This window comes from Cupriavidus sp. D384 (assembly GCF_001652915.1).
Lineage (GTDB): Bacteria > Pseudomonadota > Gammaproteobacteria > Burkholderiales > Burkholderiaceae > Cupriavidus.
On record NZ_BBQI01000095.1, the window covers coordinates 153,999 to 171,173 of the forward strand.

Annotated in this window: 14 protein-coding genes; 8 read left to right on the forward strand and 6 right to left on the reverse strand. The window is 67.3% G+C overall.

All coding sequences use genetic code 11. From position 1 onward, the window contains the following. Window positions 1–36 precede the first annotated feature (36 nt). From ubiE to A9J21_RS23275, 6 genes are all read right to left on the reverse strand, one after another. Window positions 37–768, reverse strand: a complete 732-nt coding sequence (gene ubiE / locus A9J21_RS23250) for a bifunctional demethylmenaquinone methyltransferase/2-methoxy-6-polyprenyl-1,4-benzoquinol methylase UbiE (RefSeq protein ID WP_066739526.1) — start codon at window positions 766–768, stop codon at window positions 37–39. A gap of 22 nt (window positions 769–790) precedes the next feature. Next, window positions 791–1,207: a gamma-butyrobetaine hydroxylase-like domain-containing protein gene (locus A9J21_RS23255; protein ID WP_066739527.1), complete on the reverse strand. Its 417-nt coding sequence runs from the start codon at window positions 1,205–1,207 to the stop codon at window positions 791–793. Window positions 1,208–1,260: 53 nt separating this feature from the next. Next, window positions 1,261–3,171: an ABC transporter ATP-binding protein/permease gene (locus A9J21_RS23260; RefSeq protein WP_066739528.1), complete on the reverse strand. Its 1,911-nt coding sequence runs from the start codon at window positions 3,169–3,171 to the stop codon at window positions 1,261–1,263. A 187-nt stretch (window positions 3,172–3,358) separates the two neighbouring features. After that, window positions 3,359–3,793, reverse strand: coding sequence for an HIT family protein (locus A9J21_RS23265; protein ID WP_066739529.1), 435 nt, complete (start codon window positions 3,791–3,793; stop codon window positions 3,359–3,361). A 9-nt stretch (window positions 3,794–3,802) separates the two neighbouring features. Next, a complete protein-coding gene (locus A9J21_RS23270) occupies window positions 3,803–7,777 on the reverse strand; it encodes an FAD/FMN-binding oxidoreductase (protein WP_066739530.1) in 3,975 nt (1,324 codons plus the stop codon). A 200-nt stretch (window positions 7,778–7,977) separates the two neighbouring features. Next, a complete protein-coding gene (locus tag A9J21_RS23275; protein WP_066739531.1) occupies window positions 7,978–8,556 on the reverse strand; it encodes a YqaA family protein in 579 nt (192 codons plus the stop codon). Window positions 8,557–8,812: 256 nt separating this feature from the next. On the opposite strand from A9J21_RS23275, the gene A9J21_RS23280 reads away from it, so the two are divergent. The 8 genes from A9J21_RS23280 (at window position 8,813) to A9J21_RS23315 (ending at window position 17,138) form a co-directional block, all read left to right on the forward strand. Then, window positions 8,813–9,307: a (2Fe-2S)-binding protein gene (locus tag A9J21_RS23280; RefSeq protein ID WP_066739620.1), complete on the forward strand. Its 495-nt coding sequence runs from the start codon at window positions 8,813–8,815 to the stop codon at window positions 9,305–9,307. Between the two features lie 12 nt (window positions 9,308–9,319). After that, the gene (locus tag A9J21_RS23285; protein WP_066739532.1) at window positions 9,320–11,704 is read left to right on the forward strand and encodes a xanthine dehydrogenase family protein molybdopterin-binding subunit; all 2,385 of its coding nucleotides are present in this window, start codon (window positions 9,320–9,322) and stop codon (window positions 11,702–11,704) included. A gap of 15 nt (window positions 11,705–11,719) precedes the next feature. After that, window positions 11,720–12,520 (forward strand): xanthine dehydrogenase family protein subunit M, encoded by an 801-nt coding sequence (locus A9J21_RS23290; protein WP_066739533.1) that lies wholly within the window; start codon window positions 11,720–11,722, stop codon window positions 12,518–12,520. Between the two features lie 261 nt (window positions 12,521–12,781). Next, entirely contained in the window at window positions 12,782–13,678 is an 897-nt protein-coding gene (locus A9J21_RS23295; protein WP_066739534.1) for a MoxR family ATPase, read from the forward strand. Window position 13,679: 1 nt separating this feature from the next. Beyond that, a complete protein-coding gene (locus tag A9J21_RS23300) occupies window positions 13,680–14,939 on the forward strand; it encodes a VWA domain-containing protein (RefSeq protein ID WP_082926572.1) in 1,260 nt (419 codons plus the stop codon). Continuing rightward, the gene (locus A9J21_RS23305) at window positions 14,930–15,514 is read left to right on the forward strand and encodes a CoxG family protein (protein WP_066739535.1); all 585 of its coding nucleotides are present in this window, start codon (window positions 14,930–14,932) and stop codon (window positions 15,512–15,514) included. Before A9J21_RS23300 ends, A9J21_RS23305 begins: the two co-directional genes overlap by 10 nt. After that, window positions 15,487–16,536 (forward strand): XdhC family protein, encoded by a 1,050-nt coding sequence (locus A9J21_RS23310; RefSeq protein ID WP_066739536.1) that lies wholly within the window; start codon window positions 15,487–15,489, stop codon window positions 16,534–16,536. Before A9J21_RS23305 ends, A9J21_RS23310 begins: the two co-directional genes overlap by 28 nt. Further along, window positions 16,533–17,138 carry an NTP transferase domain-containing protein gene (locus A9J21_RS23315; RefSeq protein ID WP_066739537.1) on the forward strand — a complete coding sequence of 202 codons (606 nt, stop codon included), beginning with the start codon at window positions 16,533–16,535 and terminating at the stop codon, window positions 17,136–17,138. Before A9J21_RS23310 ends, A9J21_RS23315 begins: the two co-directional genes overlap by 4 nt. The last annotated feature ends 37 nt before the right edge of the window (window positions 17,139–17,175 follow it).

Consider the following 17,175-nt stretch of genomic DNA (forward strand, 5'->3'; position numbering starts at 1 on the left):
TGTCATTTTCGGCCATTAGCGGCCGAACATGGCGAATTAGTACTTTCTCCCGACGTGGAGCGCCACGACTCCGGCCGTCAGGTTGAAGTATTCGACTTGTTCGAGCCCAACTTGTTCCATCAAGCGTACAAGTGAACCCTGGTCTGGATGCATTCTGATCGATTCTGCGAGATAGCGATAGCTCGGGGCATCCCCAGCCACGCGTTCGCCCAGCCAGGGGAGCACCTTGAAAGAATAGACGTCGTAGATTTTCTCGAGCGGCTTCCAGACCTTGGAGAACTCCAGCACCATCACCTTGCCGCCCGGCTTGACCACGCGGCGCATCTCGGCCAGGGCGCGGTCCTTGTGCGTCATGTTGCGCAGGCCGAAGGCCACCGTCACCAGGTCGAAGTAATTGTCCGGGAACGGGATCTTCTCGGCGTCGCACAGGGCCACCGGCGTGACGATGCCCTTGTCCAGCAGGCGGTCGCGCCCCACGCGCAGCATCGACTCGTTGATGTCCGTCAGCCAGACTTCGCCCTTCGGGCCGGCCTGTTTCGCGAAGGCCTTGGAAAGGTCGCCCGTCCCGCCGGCGATGTCCAGCACCTTGTGGCCCGGCCGCACATTGGCCTGGGCGATCGTGAACATCTTCCAGACGCGGTGCATGCCACCGGACATCAGGTCGTTCATCACATCGTATTTGCTGGCCACCGAGTGGAACACGCCGGCAACCTTGCCGGCCTTTTCCGATTCGTCGACCTTGTCGAACCCGAAGTGGGTTTCGCTCATTCTCAGACTCCAGGTACTTGATTCAGTGATGATGGCCGCACGCGTGGCCGCCGGCCGCCGGCATCGGCGCATCGCGGTCCAGCCCGGCGGCTTCCAGCCGCTTCAGGTAGCCGTCCCACAGCGTGTCCTGCTGATCGCCCAGGCGATACAGCAGTTCCCACGTGTAGATGCCCGTGTCGTGACCATCGTCGAAACGGATCTGGATCGCGTAGTTGCCAACCGGCTCCACCGCGGCGATGCCCACGTGGCGCTTGCCGGTCTGCAGCGTTTCCTGGCCAGGGCCGTGGCCCTGGACTTCGGCGGAAGGCGAGTATACGCGCAGCAGCTCGAACGGCAGCCGCCAGGTGCGGCCATTGTCGAAGCCGATTTCCAGGACGCGCGACTGCGTGTGGACCGTCAGCGCGGTAGGGTGGGGAGTATCTTTGTCCAGGCCAGCCATGATGTAGTGTCGCGGCGCCCGCGCCGGCCCGGTGGGCCGTTACAGCGGCGCCGTCATGCGTCTTGTACGACCCGATAGCTTACTCCACCCCCCTCGCCTTGCCCATCCCGCGGGCCGCCGCCGCTTTCGTCGCCGCCCCGCGCCACTGGCACGTAGCGCAGGCGCCGGCCGTGGAAGGCGGCCACGGTGCTGCGGTGCGCGATGCTGACGATGGCGGCGCCGGGCAGTTCGTCCACCATCAGCTGGTACATCGCCCGCTCGGTTTCCTCGTCCAGCGCGCTGGTGGCCTCGTCCAGGAACAGGTAGTCGGGCTTCTGCAGCAGGGCCCGGGCAAAGGCCAGGCGCTGCTGCTCGCCGGGCGACAGCCGCAGCGACCAGTTGTCGAATACGTCCAGGTGCTTTGTCAGCATGCCCAGCCGCGCCTTGCGCAGCACGGCCGCCAGCGTCTCGCGCGAATGGCTGTTGCCGGCGTCGGGATACGACAGCGCGTCGGCCAGCGTGCCAATCGGCAGATAGCTGCGCTGCGGCAGGAACAGCATGCGGCGGTGCGGCACCGTGATGCGCCCGCTGCCATACGGCCAGATGCCGGCCAGCGCGCGGAACAGCACGCTCTTGCCGCAGCCTGACGGGCCATGCACCAGCCAGCGTTCGCCCGGCGCGATCGACAGCGAGAACGGCGCCACCAGCGGACGCTGGCCCGGATGGCTGTCGGGATCGACCCCTTCCGCGTCAACATCGAGCCCGCCGCGCACCGGCAGCGCCAGGGCCAGCCCGCTGACCGAGATATCGCCCTCGGACGGGTTGGCGGACTGCACCACCTCGATATCGCCCGGGCCTTCATGCGTCAGGTCCTGGCGCTCGGCCACGCGCATGGCGTCCTGGAAATCGATCAGACGGTTGGCGGCGGCCTTCCAGCCCACCAGCGTCGAATAGCTGTCGACAAACCACGACAGCGCGCCCTGCACCTGGCCGAACGCCGAATTGATCTGCATCAGGCCGCCCAGCGTGAGCTTGCCCGAGAAGTAGCGCGGCGCGGCCACCAGCAGCGGGAAGATGATCGCGAACTGGCCGTAGCCGGAGTTCACGAAGGTCAGGCGCCGCGTGTAGCGCATGAGCTGGTTCCAGTTCGCCCGGATCCGCTCGAAACGCGCCCGCAGGCCCGCCTGCTCGGTCGGCTCGCCGCGATACAGCGCCACCGGTTCGCTGTTTTCGCGCAGTCGCACCAGCATGAAACGGAAGTTGGCCTCGTACTGTTCCTGCTGGAACGACAGGCCGATCAGCGGCCGCCCCACGAAGTGGGCAATCAGCGAGCCCACCACCGCGTAGCCGATGGCAAACCAGACCATATAGCCGGGGATCGTCAGGTCGGTGCCGCCCAGCGCCAGCGTGATCGGACCGGACACCACCCACAGGATGCCGATGAACGACACCAGCGTCACCGCCGAATTGAGCAGGCCCATGGACAGCGTCAGCGCGCCGTCGGTGAACTGGCGCAGGTCATCGGCCAGCCGCTGGTCGGGGTTGTCGGTCGAATGGGTCTGCTCGATGCGGTAGTACGCCTGGTGCCCAAGCCAGCGCTGCATGAAGGTGCCGGTCATCCACGTGCGCCAGCGCATCTGCAGCATCATCTGGTAGTACTGGCGCGAGATCGCCAGCACGATGAAGCAGGCGGCGATCCACGAAAAACGCAGCAGCAGGGCCTTGAACGAGACGAAATCGCGCTGCTCGATGGCGTTGTAGAACACACGGTTCCACTCGTTGAGCAGCACGTTGATATAGACGATGCCGAGATTCAGCGCCACGACCAGCGTGAGCAGCCCCAGGCCGGCCTTGCGGTCTTCCGAACCCCAGTACGGCTTGATCAGGGCCCAGGTGGCCGCCAGGCGCAGCCGGCTCTGGTTCTTGAGGGCCTCGGCGGGTACGGCAGGACCGGGCACGATAACGGACGACGGTGTGGATGACATGGCGCCAGCGGTTGGCCCGCCGCGAATGGCCGGCGGGCATGTTGTTGTTCGACCGGAGTCAGACGCACCGCCATGCGGGCGGGTTCCGTACCAGACTGCTACGGCACTTTACAAGGGGACGGGAAGAATTGCAGCGGATGCGATGGATGACGGTCGGCCGGCCGGTTGCCGGCCAGCCTCCGTCTGCTCAGTCCGAATCGGCCAGCACCGAAAGTGCCGTGCGCAACGCCGGCAACCGGCTGCCCAGTTCGGCGATGCGCGCCGCGTCGGCGGCCCGTTGCGGCGCGGCCCAGACGGCTTCCGGGAAATGGGTATCCCAGCGGTAGCGCGGAATGATGTGCCAGTGCAGGTGCGGCACCATGTTGCCGAACGCGGCCAGGTTGACCTTGTCCGGCGCCATGACTTCGCGCACCAAGCGCTCGACGCGCGCCACCAGCCGCATCAGCCAGGCCTGGTCGGCGTCGTCCAGGTCGGTCAGCTCTGCCGCATGGTCGTTCCAGACCACGCGACAGAATCCCGGAAACCGGTCATGCTCGACCAGGATCACGCGCGCGCGGTCGCCCATCCAGAGCAGTTCGCCGCCGTCGGCTTCGCAGAGGGGGCAGTTGGCAACCCGGGTCATGGCGATGGCTTACACCAGCACGCGCTCGATGCCACCGGCGTTGGCGCGGGCCACGTACTCGGGCATCCAGTTCTCGCCCAGCAGGTGCTTCGCCATTTCCACGACGATGTAGTCGGCCGTGACCGACGCATCCTCGTTGTAGCGCGACAGGCCCTGCAGGCACGACGGGCAGCTGGTCAGGATCTTGACGTCGCCGTTGAAGTCGTCGGTGCGCAGCTTGTCGGCGCCCTTGCGCATTTCCTCTTCCTTGCGGAAACGGATCTGCGTCGACACATCCGGACGCGTCACGGCCAGCGTGCCAGATTCCCCGCAGCAGCGCTCGTTCTTCTCGATCTTGCCGCCGCCCTGGTTGCCGCCCATCAGGTCGTTCACCAGTTTGGTCGGATCCATCGTCTTGATCGGGGTGTGGCAGGGATCGTGGTACATGTAGCGCGTACCGGTCACGCCTTCCAGCTTCACACCCTTTTCGAGCAGGTACTCGTGGATGTCGATGATGCGGCAGCCCGGGAAGATCTTGTCGAATTCATACCCGGCCAGCTGGTCGTAGCAGGTGCCGCAGCTGACCACCACGGTCTTGATGTCGAGGTAGTTCAGCGTATTCGCCACGCGATGGAACAGCACGCGGTTGTCGCTGACCATCTTCTCGGCGCGGTCGTACTGGCCGGCGCCGCGCTGCGGATAGCCGCAGCACAGGTAACCCGGTGGCAGCACCGTCTGCACGCCCACGTGCCAGAGCATGGCCTGCGTGGCCAGCCCCACCTGCGAGAACAGACGCTCGGACCCGCAGCCCGGGAAGTAGAACACGGCTTCGGTCTCGGCCGTGGTCGTCTTCGGGTTGCGGATGATCGGCACGATCTCGTTGTCTTCGATATCGAGCAGCGCGCGCGCCGTCTTCTTGGGCAGGTTGCCCGGCATCTTCTTGTTGATGAAGTGGATCACCTGCTCCTGCACCGGCGGCTTGCCAACCGTGGCGGGCGGATGCTGGGTCTGCTTCTTCGCGAACTTCTTGAGCACCTCGTTGCCCAGGCGCTGCGCCTTGTAGCCCCAGCCGATCATGGCCGCGCGGGTCATGTTGATCGTCTGCGGGTTGGTCGCGTTCAGGAAGAACATCGACGCGGCGGTGCCCGGGTTGAACTTCTTCTGGCCCATCTTGCGCAGCAGGTTGCGCATGTTCATCGACACGTCGCCGAAGTCGATCTTGACCGGGCACGGCGTCACGCACTTGTGGCACACCGTGCAATGGTCGGCCACGTCCGAGAACTCGTCCCAGTGCTTGATCGACACGCCGCGGCGCGTCTGTTCCTCGTACAGGAACGCCTCCACCAGCAGCGACGTCGCCAGGATCTTGTTGCGCGGGCTGTACAGCAGGTTGGCGCGCGGCACGTGCGTGGCGCACACGGGCTTGCACTTGCCGCAGCGCAGGCAGTCCTTGACGCTGTCGGCAATGGCGCCGATGTCGCTCTGCTGCATGATGATGGACTCATGCCCCATCAGGCCGAACGACGGCGTGTACGCGTTGCGCAGGTCGGCGCCCGGCAGCAGCTTGCCCTTGTTGAACCGGCCCTGCGGGTCCACGCGCTGCTTGTACTCGCGGAATTCGCCGATCTCGTCCTCGGTCAGGAATTCGAGCTTGGTGATGCCGATGCCGTGCTCGCCCGAAATCACGCCGTCCAGCGAACGCGCCAGGTCCATGATGCGGGCCACCGCGCGGTGCGCGTCCTGCAGCATGTCGTAGTCGTCCGAGTTGACGGGCAGGTTCGTGTGGACGTTGCCATCGCCGGCGTGCATGTGCAGCGCCACGAACACGCGGCCGCGCAGCACCTGCTTGTGAATCTTCTGGGCCTCGTCCAGGATCGGCTTGAACTCGCCGCCGTTGAAGATCTTGCGCAGTTCGGCGCGGATCTCTGTCTTCCAGCTCACGCGGATCGTGCGATCCTGCATCAGGTGGAATACCGTGGCGTCAGGCTGGCTCTGCAGGCGCTGCTCGAAGGCCGGGCCCAGCAGGCCCAGGCCGTGGCCGATCAGCGACGCGCGGGCCGACTGCAGCGGCGTATCGAGATGGTCCTGCAGGTAGCGCCAGCGCGCGCGGATCTCGCGCAGCAGCGTCAGCGCATGCTGCACGCGGTCTTCCAGCAGCTCGGCGCTCGGAATCTCGTTGGCATCGTCGCTGCGGCCCAGCGGCAGGTTGCCGCGCGCGAAGAACGCTTCCAGCTCGTCCACCAGCTTGAGCTTGTTCTTGGTCGACAGTTCGATGTTGATGCGCTCGATGCCGTCCGTGTACTCGCCCATGCGGGGCAGCGGAATCACCACGTCCTCGTTGATCTTGAAGGCGTTGGTGTGGCGCGCGATGGCGGCCGTGCGCGAGCGATCGAGCCAGAACTTCTTGCGGGCCTCGGGGCTCACGGCGATAAAGCCTTCGCCGCTCTTGCCGTTGGCCATGCGGATCACTTCCGAGGTGGCGCGCGCCACGGCGTCTTCGTCGTCACCGACGATATCGCCGATCAGCACCATCTTCGGGAAGGCGTTGCGCTTGCTCTTGGTGGCGTAGCCCACCGCGCGCAGGTAGCGTTCGTCCAGATGCTCCAGGCCGGCCAGGATGGCGCCGCCCTCGCGCTTCGACTCCGCATCGAGGAAATCCTTGATCTCGACGATGCTGGGAATGGCGTCGCGCGGCTGGCCGAAGAACTCCAGGCACACCGTGCGGATATGCTTCGGCATGCGGTGCAGGATCCAGCGCGCGCTGGTGATGATGCCGTCGCAGCCTTCCTTCTGCACGCCGGGCAGGCCGGCCAGGAACTTGTCGGTGACGTCCTTGCCCAGACCTTCCTTGCGGAACTTGCGGCCCTCGATGGCCAGCGTCTCGGTGCGCAGGACCTTCTCGCCCGGGCGGCGGTTGCCGTCCGACCACTTCAGTTCGAACGTGGCCACCGGCACGTCATGGATCTTGCCCAGGTTGTGGTCCATGCGGGTGATCTCGAGCCAGTTGCCCTCGGGATCGACCATGCGCCACCACGCCAGGTTGTCCAGCGCCGTGCCCCACAGCACGGCCTTCTTGCCGCCCGCGTTCATCGCCACGTTGCCGCCGATGCACGATGCATCGATCGACGTCGGGTCCACCGCGAACACCAGGCCGGCCTTGTCGGCGGCGTCGGCCACGCGGCGCGTCACCACGCCGGCGCCCGAGAAGATCGTCGCCACCTTGTGCGGCACATTGGGCAGGTCGGTCATCTCGACCGCGTCCAGCTGTTCCAGCTTCTCGGTGTTGATGACGGCCGAGAACGGCGTCAGCGGCACGGCGCCGCCGGTGTAGCCGGTGCCGCCCCCGCGCGGGATGATGGTCAGGCCCAGCTCGAAGCAGCCCTTGACCAGCCCGGCGATCTCGTCCTCGGTGTCCGGGGTCAGCACCACGAACGGGTATTCCACGCGCCAGTCGGTGGCGTCGGTCACGTGCGACACGCGCGACAGGCCGTCGAACTTGATGTTGTCCTTCTGCGTCACCTTGCCCAGCACGCGCTGGGTGCGCTTGCGCAGCGCATAGGCATCGGCAAATTCATGCTTGAACGATTCGATCGCCTGCTTGGCGAACGCGACCAGCTGCTCCACACGGTGCGAACGGTCTTCGGCGGCGGGCTCGGCGTGCTCGGCACGGTCGGCGGCGCGGCGCTTCTCGATCTCGTTCAGGCGGTGGTGCAGCGCGCTGACCAGCATCTGGCGGCGCTTGGGGTTCTCGAGCAGGTCGTCCTGCAGGTAGGGATTGCGGCGGACCACCCAGATATCGCCCAGCACCTCGTAGAGCATGCGGGCCGAACGGCCGGTACGGCGTTCGCCGCGCAGTTCGTCGAGAATGCGCCAGGCTTCTTCGCCCAGCAGACGGATGACAATCTCGCGATCCGAAAACGACGTGTAGTTATAGGGGATCTCACGCAGGCGCGGCGGGGCGTCCTGCGTGGCGAGCTTGGCATCGAGCACGAGTGGGGCGTTCATGGGCGGGACCGCTTCGAAGCTGCGCACGGGGACGGTGCGCGATTTTCGTCATTAAAGGGCGATTGTACTTCAACGCCCAGTTTCGCCGCACCGCAGCAAGGCCGTTTTGGGGAATAACCCCTGAAAATGTCCGGGATCAGCATGGATTGCATGCAATTTCAAGCATTTCGGGCATTTCCGGGCTGTCGCCGCAAGGCCGGTCAGAACCACTGCCGGATCGCCTCGCCCACGCCGTGCCAGAAGGAATCGGGGATCCAGAGCAGGCTGGCGGTCATCGCCAGGTAGCGCAGGAACTTGCCGATCGCCATATAGAACAGGCTTTGCCAGAACGGCATCCGCAGCCAGCCGGCCAAAGTGCACAGTGGGTCACCAATGCCGGGCAACCACGAAAACAGCATCGTGGGCGGGCCATGACGGCGCATCCATCGGAAGTATTTGGCGTCCAGCCTGGGCTTGTGCCGCTTGCGCGGGTGCGTCCGGTGCTCGGCGTGTTCGCGCTCGTGCTCGTGCTCCTGGCGCCGTTGGCGGTAGCGCACCACCGCCAGCTTGGCCGCGTATCCGAGCCACCAGTCGATGGCGCCGCCCAGCGTGTTGCCAACCGTCGCCACCAGGATCGCGGGCCAGAACATGTGCGGGTTGAGCTTGATATAGCCGAACACGGCCGGCTCCGAACCCAGCGGCAGCAGCGTGGCCGACACCAGGCTGACCACGAAAATGGCCGGCAGCCCCACCTTGGGCAGGGCTACGGTCTCGAACAGCCAGTCAATGAAGGCTTCCATGCGTGGGGACGTTGGACAGGCCGCTCAGGGCAGGGGAACCCGCATGGCAGCACCGAAGGTTTTGTGATTTACTTTTAGAGCCTGAGGCGGCGGATCGTTCATTCCGCCGCAAGACCGGGCAAACCCGGCAGCACCAATATCACGAAATAGCCGTCTCAACCAAGCGGCAGTACCGCGTCGTGGCCCGTCCCGCGCAGTCTACATTCGGGGATCGGCGGAGCTGGCCATGCGCGCACCACCCCACATGGAGACAAGCATGGCGATTCCGATCCGCCTGACGGTCAACGGCAAGCCCGTTGACGCGCAGGTCGAACCTAATACCCTTCTGGTCCAGTTCCTGCGCGAGCAGCTTCGCCTGACCGGCACCCACGTGGGCTGCGACACCGCCCAGTGCGGCGCCTGCACCGTCCATCTGGACGGCCGCGCCGTGAAGTCCTGCAACATGCTGGCAGTCCAGGCGGACGGGGCCAGCGTGACCACCATCGAAGGCTTGGCGGCCAACGGCGAGATGCATCCGATGCAGCAGGCGTTCCGCGAATGCCATGGGCTGCAGTGCGGCTTCTGCACGCCGGGCATGGTGATGGCAGCCACCTCGCTGCTCGAGCAGCAGCCCCACGCCGATGCCCAGGCCATCCGCGAGCAGCTCGAAGGCAACCTGTGCCGCTGTACCGGCTACCACAACATCGTGCGTGCGGTGCAGCAAGGGCAGGCCGCCATGCAGGGCGACCGCGCCACGGTCAGCGCCGAATAAGGGAGGCCCGTCATGAACGCACCCGAAAAGCACCCGTTCATCGGCACGCCCGTGCGCCGCAAGGAGGATTACCGCTTCCTGACCGGCAATGGCCAGTACACCGACGACGTCACGCTGCCGCACCAGAGCTACGGCTACTTCGTGCGCTCGCCGCACGCGCATGCCCACATCCGCTCCATCGATACGGCCGAAGCACTGGCCTCGCCCGGCGTGATCGCCGTGCTGACCGGCGACGACATGGCCGGCGACAAGGTGGGCGGCCTGCCCTGCGGCTGGCTGATCCACAGCATTGATGGCTCGCCGATGAAGGAGCCGCCCCACCCCGCCCTGGCCCACGGCAAGGTCCGCCATGTGGGCGACCAGGTGGCGCTGGTCATCGCCGAAACGCTGCAGCAGGCACGCGATGCGGCCGAAAAGGTCGTGGTCGACTACGACGAATTGCCCGCCGTGGTCAGCCCGGCCGATGCCGCGGCAGCGTCCACGCTGGTCCACGACGACGTGCCGGCCAACACCTGCTACACCTGGGGCCACGGCGACAAGGCCGCCACCGACGCGGCATTCGCAAAGGCCGCCCACGTGACCACGCTGGAAATCGTCAACAACCGGCTGATCCCGAACGCCATCGAGCCGCGCGCCGTCAACGCCAGCTACACCCGCCAGGACGACAGCTACACGGTCTACGTGGCGAACCAGAACCCGCACGTGGAACGCCTGCTGATGGGCGCCTTCGTGCTGGGGCTGCCCGAATCGCGCCTGCGCATCATCGCGCCGGACGTGGGCGGCGGTTTCGGCTCGAAGATCTTCCTCTACCCCGAGGACGTGGCGCTGACCTGGGCATCGAAGAAGATCGGCCGCCCGGTCAAGTGGACGGCCGAACGGTCGGAGTCGTTCCTGACCGACGCGCACGGCCGCGACCACGTGACCAAGGCCGAACTGGCGCTCGATGCCGACGGCAAATTCCTGGCAATGCGAGTACATACGGTCGCCAACATGGGCGCGTACCTGTCCACCTTCGCCAGCAGCGTGCCAACGATCCTCTACGCCACGCTGCTCGCCGGCCAGTACGCCACCCCGGCCATCTACGCCGAAGTGCAGGCCGTGTTCACCAACACATCGCCCGTCGATGCCTATCGCGGCGCGGGCCGGCCCGAGGCCACCTATGTGGTGGAACGCCTGGTCGAGGCCGCCGCGCACGAAACCGGCACCGACCCCGCCACGCTGCGCCGCAAGAACTTCATCCGCAGCTTCCCGTACGCCACGCCCGTGGGCCTGACCTACGACACCGGCGACTACGAGCCCTGTCTGGCGCGGGCCGAGGAACTGGCCGACGTGGCCGGCTTCCCGGCGCGGCGCGACGCCGCGAAGCAGCGCGGCAAGCTGCGCGGGCTTGGCTACTCGTGCTACATCGAGGCCTGCGGCCTGGCGCCGTCGAACATCGCCGGGGCGCTGGGCGCCCGCGCGGGCCTGTTCGAAGTGGGCGAGATCCGCGTGCATCCCACCGGCACCGTGACCGTCTTCACCGGATCGCACAGCCACGGACAGGGCCACGAAACCACGTTCGCGCAGATCGTGGCCGACCGGCTCGGCATTGCCATGGACGCCGTGGAAATCGTGCATGGCGACACCGGGCGCGTGCCGTTCGGCATGGGCACCTACGGCTCGCGCTCGCTGGCCGTGGGCGGATCGGCCATCATGAAGGCGCTGGACAAGATCGAGGCCAAGGCCAAGAAGATTGCCGCACACCTGCTGGAAGCGTCCGATGCCGACATCGAGTTCCAGGACGGCGTGTTCCGCGTGGCCGGCACCGATCGCACCAAGACGTTCGGCGAGGTGGCGCTGACCGCCTACGTGCCGCACAACTATCCGCTCGACAAGCTCGAACCGGGCCTGAACGAGAACGCGTTCTACGATCCGACCAACTTCACCTATCCGTCCGGCGCCTATATCTGCGAGGTCGAGGTCGACCCCGACACGGGCGAATCGCATGTCGTCAAGTTCACGGCGGTGGACGATTTCGGCAACGTGATCAACCCCATGATCGTCGAGGGCCAGGTCCACGGCGGCATCGGCCAGGGCCTGGGCCAGGCGATGCTGGAGCAGTGCATCTACGACCCCGACAGCGGCCAGTTGCTGACCGGCTCCTATATGGACTACGCCATGCCGCGCGCCGGCGACCTGCCGGATTTCACGGTGGAGACCGCCAGCGGCACGCCCTGCACGCACAACCCGCTGGGCGTGAAAGGCTGCGGCGAGGCCGGCGCCATCGGGTCGCCCCCGGCGTTCATCAACGCGCTGGTGGACGCGCTGTCGCCGCTGGGCGTGCGCGACGTGCAGATGCCCGCCACGCCGCACCGCGTGTGGCAGGCCATTCAGGCTGCCCAGGGCAGCGCCGCATAACGGAAGGAGACGACCATGTACGCATTCCAGTACGAACGCGCCACGGACGCTGCTTCCGCCGTGGCGAAGCTGAAGGCCGATGGCGACGCCAAGTTCCTGGCTGGCGGCCAGAGCCTGCTCGCTGCCATGAAGCTGCGCCTCTCGGCGCCGTCGACCCTGGTCGACATCGCGCGCATTCCGGGCATCGCCGATATCACGGTGCAGGGCGACGAGCTGGTGATCGGCGCCGCCGCACGCCACGCCGACGTGGCCGCCAACGCCGAGGTCATGCGCCGCATTCCGGCGCTGGCGGCGCTGGCGTTCGGCATCGGTGACCGGCAGGTGCGCGCGATGGGCACGATTGGCGGATCGCTGGCAAACGACGATCCGGCCGCCGACTACCCGGCGGCCGTGCTCGGCCTGAACGCCACCGTCGTCACCGACCGCCGCAGCATCGCCGCCGACAACTTCTTCAAGGGCCTTTACGAAACCGCGCTGGCCCCTGACGAACTGATCACCGCCGTGCGGTTCCCGGTGCCCGAGCGGGCCGCCTACATCAAGTTCCGCAACCCGGCATCGCGCTTCGCGCTGGTGGGCGTGATGGTGTCGCGCACCGGCCAGTCGGTACGCGTGGCGGTGACCGGCGCGGCCGACAGCGTGTTCCGCGCCCCGGCGCTGGAGCAGGCGCTGACGGCCAGCTTCACCGTGGCGGCGGCACGTGCGGTGAAGGTCGATCCGTCGGGCCTCAATGGCGACCTGCACGCTTCGCCCGAGTACCGCGCGCACCTGATCCCGGTGCTGACGGCCAGGGCGGTGGAACAGGCACTGAAGGGATAGGCATTGCCCCGTGCCTGCGCCCGACTCCTGCCTGCGGGAGTCGGGCCGGCGAGAAGGCACGGCCTGTCAGGCGCCGCCGTGCCGGATCACACCGACGGCTTCGCTCGATGTGGCGCCTTGCTGTACCACCCCTCTCCCCTACCCTCTCCCCATGAGGGGAGAGGGAGCCAAGACACTACTGTCTGCGTTCATCTGGGCGCAGTTGGCGGCGGTGGCCGTTAAACAACCACGAGCTTCGTTAATTTGCTTGCTGCTGTGACAATGCTCCCGACTTCCATCGACCAGACCCTCACCCAGCTCGAAGCCCAGCAGTATTTTGCCGATCGCGAGACCGCCACCGTGCTGTACCTGGCCCTGCGCATGCAGCGGCCGCTGTTCCTGGAGGGCGAACCCGGCGTGGGCAAGACGGCGCTGGCGCAGGCCATGGCCGGCATGCTCGGCACGCGCCTGCTGCGGCTGCAGTGCTATGAGGGGCTCGATGCCGCCAGCGCGCTCTACGAGTGGGACTATCCGCGCCAGATCATGGCGCTGCGGCTGGCCGAAGCACGCGGCGAGCGGCCAGAGCAGCAATCGCTTTATCACGACGACTACCTGCTCAAGCGGCCGCTGCTCGAAGCGCTGCTGCCGGACCCCGCCCGGCCCGATGTGCCGCGCGTGCTGCTGATCGACGAGATCGATCGCGCCGACGAGCCGTTCGAGGCCTTCCTGCTCGAAGTGCTGTCCGAGTACCAGGTGTCGATTCCCGAAATCGGCGTGATCCGCGCCGAGCGGCCACCGCTGATCGTCATCACGTCGAACCGCACCCGCGAGGTTCATGACGCGCTCAAGCGCCGCTGCCTGTACCAGTGGATGGGCTACCCTGGCCGCGACCGGGAGCTGCAGATCGTGGCCGCCCGCGCGCCCGAGGCCGCGGTGGCGCTGCAGCAGCAGGCGGTGGACTTCATTCACCGGCTGCGCGGCATCGACCTGTTCAAGGCGCCGGGCATCGCCGAGGCCATCGACTGGTGCCGCGCGCTGGCCGCACTGGGCGTGACCGAACTCGATCCGCAATCGGTGCGCAACACGCTGGGCGTGCTGCTCAAGTACCAGGACGACCTGGCGCGGGCCGATGGCCCCACCATCGCGGAACTGCTGGCCGGCGCCGCGCCGGCGGGCTGACATGAAGCCGGACGTGCCGCAGGACATGCCGCCCCGCCCCATCGCATTGCCGATGCTGGCGCGCAACGTCACCCATTTCACGCGGCTGTTGCGCGATGCCGGTTTTGGCCTGTCGCCCGCACATGCCGTCGACGCCCTGGAGGCACTGCGCCACATCGATATCGGCGCGCGCAGCGAAGTGCGTGCCGCGCTGGCCGCGCTGATGCTGTCCGGTCCCGACCAGCGGCCGCTGTTCGATGCCGCTTTCGACCTGTTCTGGCGCGACCCCGACTGGGAAGGCAAGCTGCGCGCGATGCTGCTGCCGCGCGTGGATGCCGGGGCGCCCCCGCCCAGGCGCAGCAACCGCCTGGCCGATGCGCTGGCGGCCCGCCAGCCGGCCGCGGCAAGACCAGACCAGCCGATGCGCGAGGAGCGCTTCACAGCCCCGCTGACGTTTTCCGACCGCGAGCGACTCGCGAGCCGCGATTTCGAAACGCTCTCGGCCGACGAGTGGCGCGCCCTCCAGCATCTGGTGCGCACGCGCCGCGCCCACCTGGCGCTGCAACGCACGCGCCGGCTCCGGGCCGCCATGTGCGGCACCCGTGCCGACCTGCGCGCCAGCGCGCGGCTGGCCGTGCGCCAGCATGGAGAATGGCTGCGCTGGAAGTACCGCAAGCACGCCGAGCGCAAGCCGCCCGTGGTGCTGCTGCTCGACATCTCGGGATCGATGAGCCAGTACTCGCGCGCCGTGCTGTACTTCTGCCACGCGCTGATGCAGTCGCGCGAGCGCATGCACGTATTCCTGTTTGGCACGCGGCTGACCAACGTCACCCGGGCGCTGCGCGAACGCGACCCCGACGATGCCGTGACCCTGATCACCGAACAGGTGCGCGACTGGGCCGGCGGCACCCGCATTGGCGCCGCGCTGGCGGCCTTCAACCGGCAGTGGGCGCGTCGCACGCTGTCCGGCCGCGCCACCGTGCTGTTCGTCAGCGACGGCATCGACCTGGAGCACATCGACCTGCTGGAACGGGAGATGGCCCGGCTGCGCCGCTTCGCGCACCGCATCGTGTGGCTCAACCCGCTGCTGCGCTACGCGGGCTTCGCACCGCAGGCGCGCGGCATCCAGGCCATCCTGCCGCATGTGGACGCGCTGCGCCCGGCCCACAACCTCGACAGCCTGCTGGCGCTGGAAACCCTGCTGGCGGACACCAGCCGGCCGCCGCCCATGCCACCGGACAGACCAACCGCCCCCCGACAAGGAAATCCGCCATGGAAATGAACCAGACCCAGCGCCTGCCCGTGCCGCAAGAGGTGGCATGGGAGGCGCTGAACGACATCGCCCTGCTCAAGCAATGTATTCCCGGATGTGAGAGCATCGAGCCCGATGGCGAAAATGCCTACCAGCTTGCGCTGACCGCCGCCGTGGGGCCGGTCAAGGCGCGCTTCAAGGGACGCATGGCCCTGCAGGACATCCAGGCGCCGCAAAGCTACACGATCCAGTTCGACGGACAGGGTGGCGCGGCCGGCTTCGGCAAGGGGTCCGCCAAGGTCACGCTGGCCCCCGAAGGCGACGAGACGCTGCTCACGTACGTGGTGCAGGCGCAGGTGGGCGGCAAGATCGCGCAGATTGGCTCGCGCCTGGTGGATGCCGCCGCGCGCAAGATGGCCGATGCATTTTTCGCGCGCTTCACAGAGGCCGTGGGCGGCAGCCCTGGCGATGCGCAAGCGCCGGACAGTGACAACAACGACAACACCCAGAGCAACGGGGCCACCGGAGACGGCGACGAAGGCGGTGGCGACGATCAGACGAAGAAGCGGAAAAGATCATGGACAGCGTGGATCTCGAAGTCCTGAAGAGCAGCGTGAAGTGGCAGCAGGAAGGACACAACGTATTGCTGGTGACGGTGGTCAGGACATGGGGCTCGTCGCCCCGGCCTGAAGGCGCGATGCTGGCGGTGCGCGACGACGGCCTTGTGGTCGGCTCGGTCTCGGGCGGATGCATCGAGGACGACATCATTTATCGCGTACACAAGGAAGGCATCAAGGCGACACGCCCCGAAGCCATGAAGTACGGCATCAGCGCCGAGGAGGCGCATCGCTTTGGCCTGCCATGCGGCGGCACCATCGAACTGGTGGCCGAACCGCTGGCGCCGCACAGCGGCATTGCCGAGCTGCTGCAGGCCGTGGAAGGCGGCCGGCTCGTGGCACGCTCGCTGGACATGGCTAGCGGCCGGGCCACGCTGGGCCATGCCGTGGCAACCGACGGCCTGACGTTCGACGGCCAGACGCTGCTGACCATCCACGGGCCGCGCTACCGCATGCTGGTGATCGGCGCGGGCCAGTTGTCGAAGTACCTGTGCCAGATTGCCGTGGGCCTGGGCTTCCAGGTCACCGTCTGCGATCCGCGCGAGGAATACACCGAGACGTGGGATATTCCCGGCGTGACGATGGTGCGCACGATGCCCGACGACACGGTCGAGGCGATGAAGCTCGACGAGCGCTGCGCGGTGATCGCGCTCACGCACGACCCCAAGCTGGACGACCTGGCGCTGATGGAAGCGCTGCGCACGCCTGCGTTCTACGTGGGTGCGCTGGGATCTCGCCGCAACAACCAGGCGCGGCGCGAGCGGCTCAAGGAGTTCGACCTGACCGACCTGCAGCTTGCCCGGCTGCACGGCCCGGTGGGCATCTACATCGGCAGCCGCACGCCGCCGGAGATCGCGATCTCGATCCTGGCCGAGGTGGTGGCCGCCAAGAACCACGTATCGCTGCCTGACATCCTGCAGGTGGAAGGCGCCAAGGCCGCCCGCGAAATCGCGGCCGGCGAAGCCGAGTGTCCGATCCTGCCCGGCGGCGTCCCCGCCGCCCAGTCATGAGCAAGTCCACCCGCGCCCCGCTGATCCTGAGCGACCTGCCCACCGGCATCCTGCTGGCCGCCGGCTTCGGCCGGCGCTTCGACCCCGCCGGCCTGCGCAACAAGCTGCTCGAAAAGCTGCCCGATGGCCGCACCGTGGCCTGGCGCAGCGCGCGCACACTGGCGGCCGGGCTGCCCAACTCGATTGCCGTGGTGCGTCCCGGCATGCCGGAGCTGGCCGAGGAACTGCGTCGCGGCGGCTGCAAGGTAGTGGAAGCCCCGGAGGCCGAGGCCGGCATGGGCGCGGCACTGCGCGCGGGCGTGGCGGCCTGTGCCGATGCGCGCGGCTGGGTGGTGGCACTGGCCGACATGCCGTGGCTGTCGATGGAACTGGTACGCGCGGTGGCGCTGACGATCACCTCGCGCGACACCATTGCCGCGCCGTGGCGCGACGGCCAGCGCGGCCACCCGGTGGGATTCGGCGCGGCGTGGAAAGACGAACTGCTGAAGCTGGACGGCGACGAGGGCGCGCGGGCCCTGCTGAAGTCGCAGCCGGTCACGCGCATCCTGACCGAGGACGACGGCGCGTTCCGGGATATCGACCTGCCAAAGGATCTTCACTGACTGGCAGTCTTCTCCCCTCTCTCATTGCATGGGAGAG

Coding starts and splice junctions, on each gene's coding strand:
- ubiE (WP_066739526.1), bottom strand. CDS start 768: ATGAGCGAAACCCACTTCGGGTTCGACAAGGTCGACGAATCGGAAAAG.
- A9J21_RS23255 (WP_066739527.1), bottom strand. CDS start 1,207: ATGGCTGGCCTGGACAAAGATACTCCCCACCCTACCGCGCTGACGGTC.
- A9J21_RS23260 (WP_066739528.1), bottom strand. CDS start 3,171: ATGTCATCCACACCGTCGTCCGTTATCGTGCCCGGTCCTGCCGTACCC.
- A9J21_RS23265 (WP_066739529.1), bottom strand. CDS start 3,793: ATGACCCGGGTTGCCAACTGCCCCCTCTGCGAAGCCGACGGCGGCGAA.
- A9J21_RS23270 (WP_066739530.1), bottom strand. CDS start 7,777: ATGAACGCCCCACTCGTGCTCGATGCCAAGCTCGCCACGCAGGACGCC.
- A9J21_RS23275 (WP_066739531.1), bottom strand. CDS start 8,556: ATGGAAGCCTTCATTGACTGGCTGTTCGAGACCGTAGCCCTGCCCAAG.
- A9J21_RS23280 (WP_066739620.1), top strand. CDS start 8,813: ATGGCGATTCCGATCCGCCTGACGGTCAACGGCAAGCCCGTTGACGCG.
- A9J21_RS23285 (WP_066739532.1), top strand. CDS start 9,320: ATGAACGCACCCGAAAAGCACCCGTTCATCGGCACGCCCGTGCGCCGC.
- A9J21_RS23290 (WP_066739533.1), top strand. CDS start 11,720: ATGTACGCATTCCAGTACGAACGCGCCACGGACGCTGCTTCCGCCGTG.
- A9J21_RS23295 (WP_066739534.1), top strand. CDS start 12,782: ATGCTCCCGACTTCCATCGACCAGACCCTCACCCAGCTCGAAGCCCAG.
- A9J21_RS23300 (WP_082926572.1), top strand. CDS start 13,680: ATGAAGCCGGACGTGCCGCAGGACATGCCGCCCCGCCCCATCGCATTG.
- A9J21_RS23305 (WP_066739535.1), top strand. CDS start 14,930: ATGGAAATGAACCAGACCCAGCGCCTGCCCGTGCCGCAAGAGGTGGCA.
- A9J21_RS23310 (WP_066739536.1), top strand. CDS start 15,487: ATGGACAGCGTGGATCTCGAAGTCCTGAAGAGCAGCGTGAAGTGGCAG.
- A9J21_RS23315 (WP_066739537.1), top strand. CDS start 16,533: ATGAGCAAGTCCACCCGCGCCCCGCTGATCCTGAGCGACCTGCCCACC.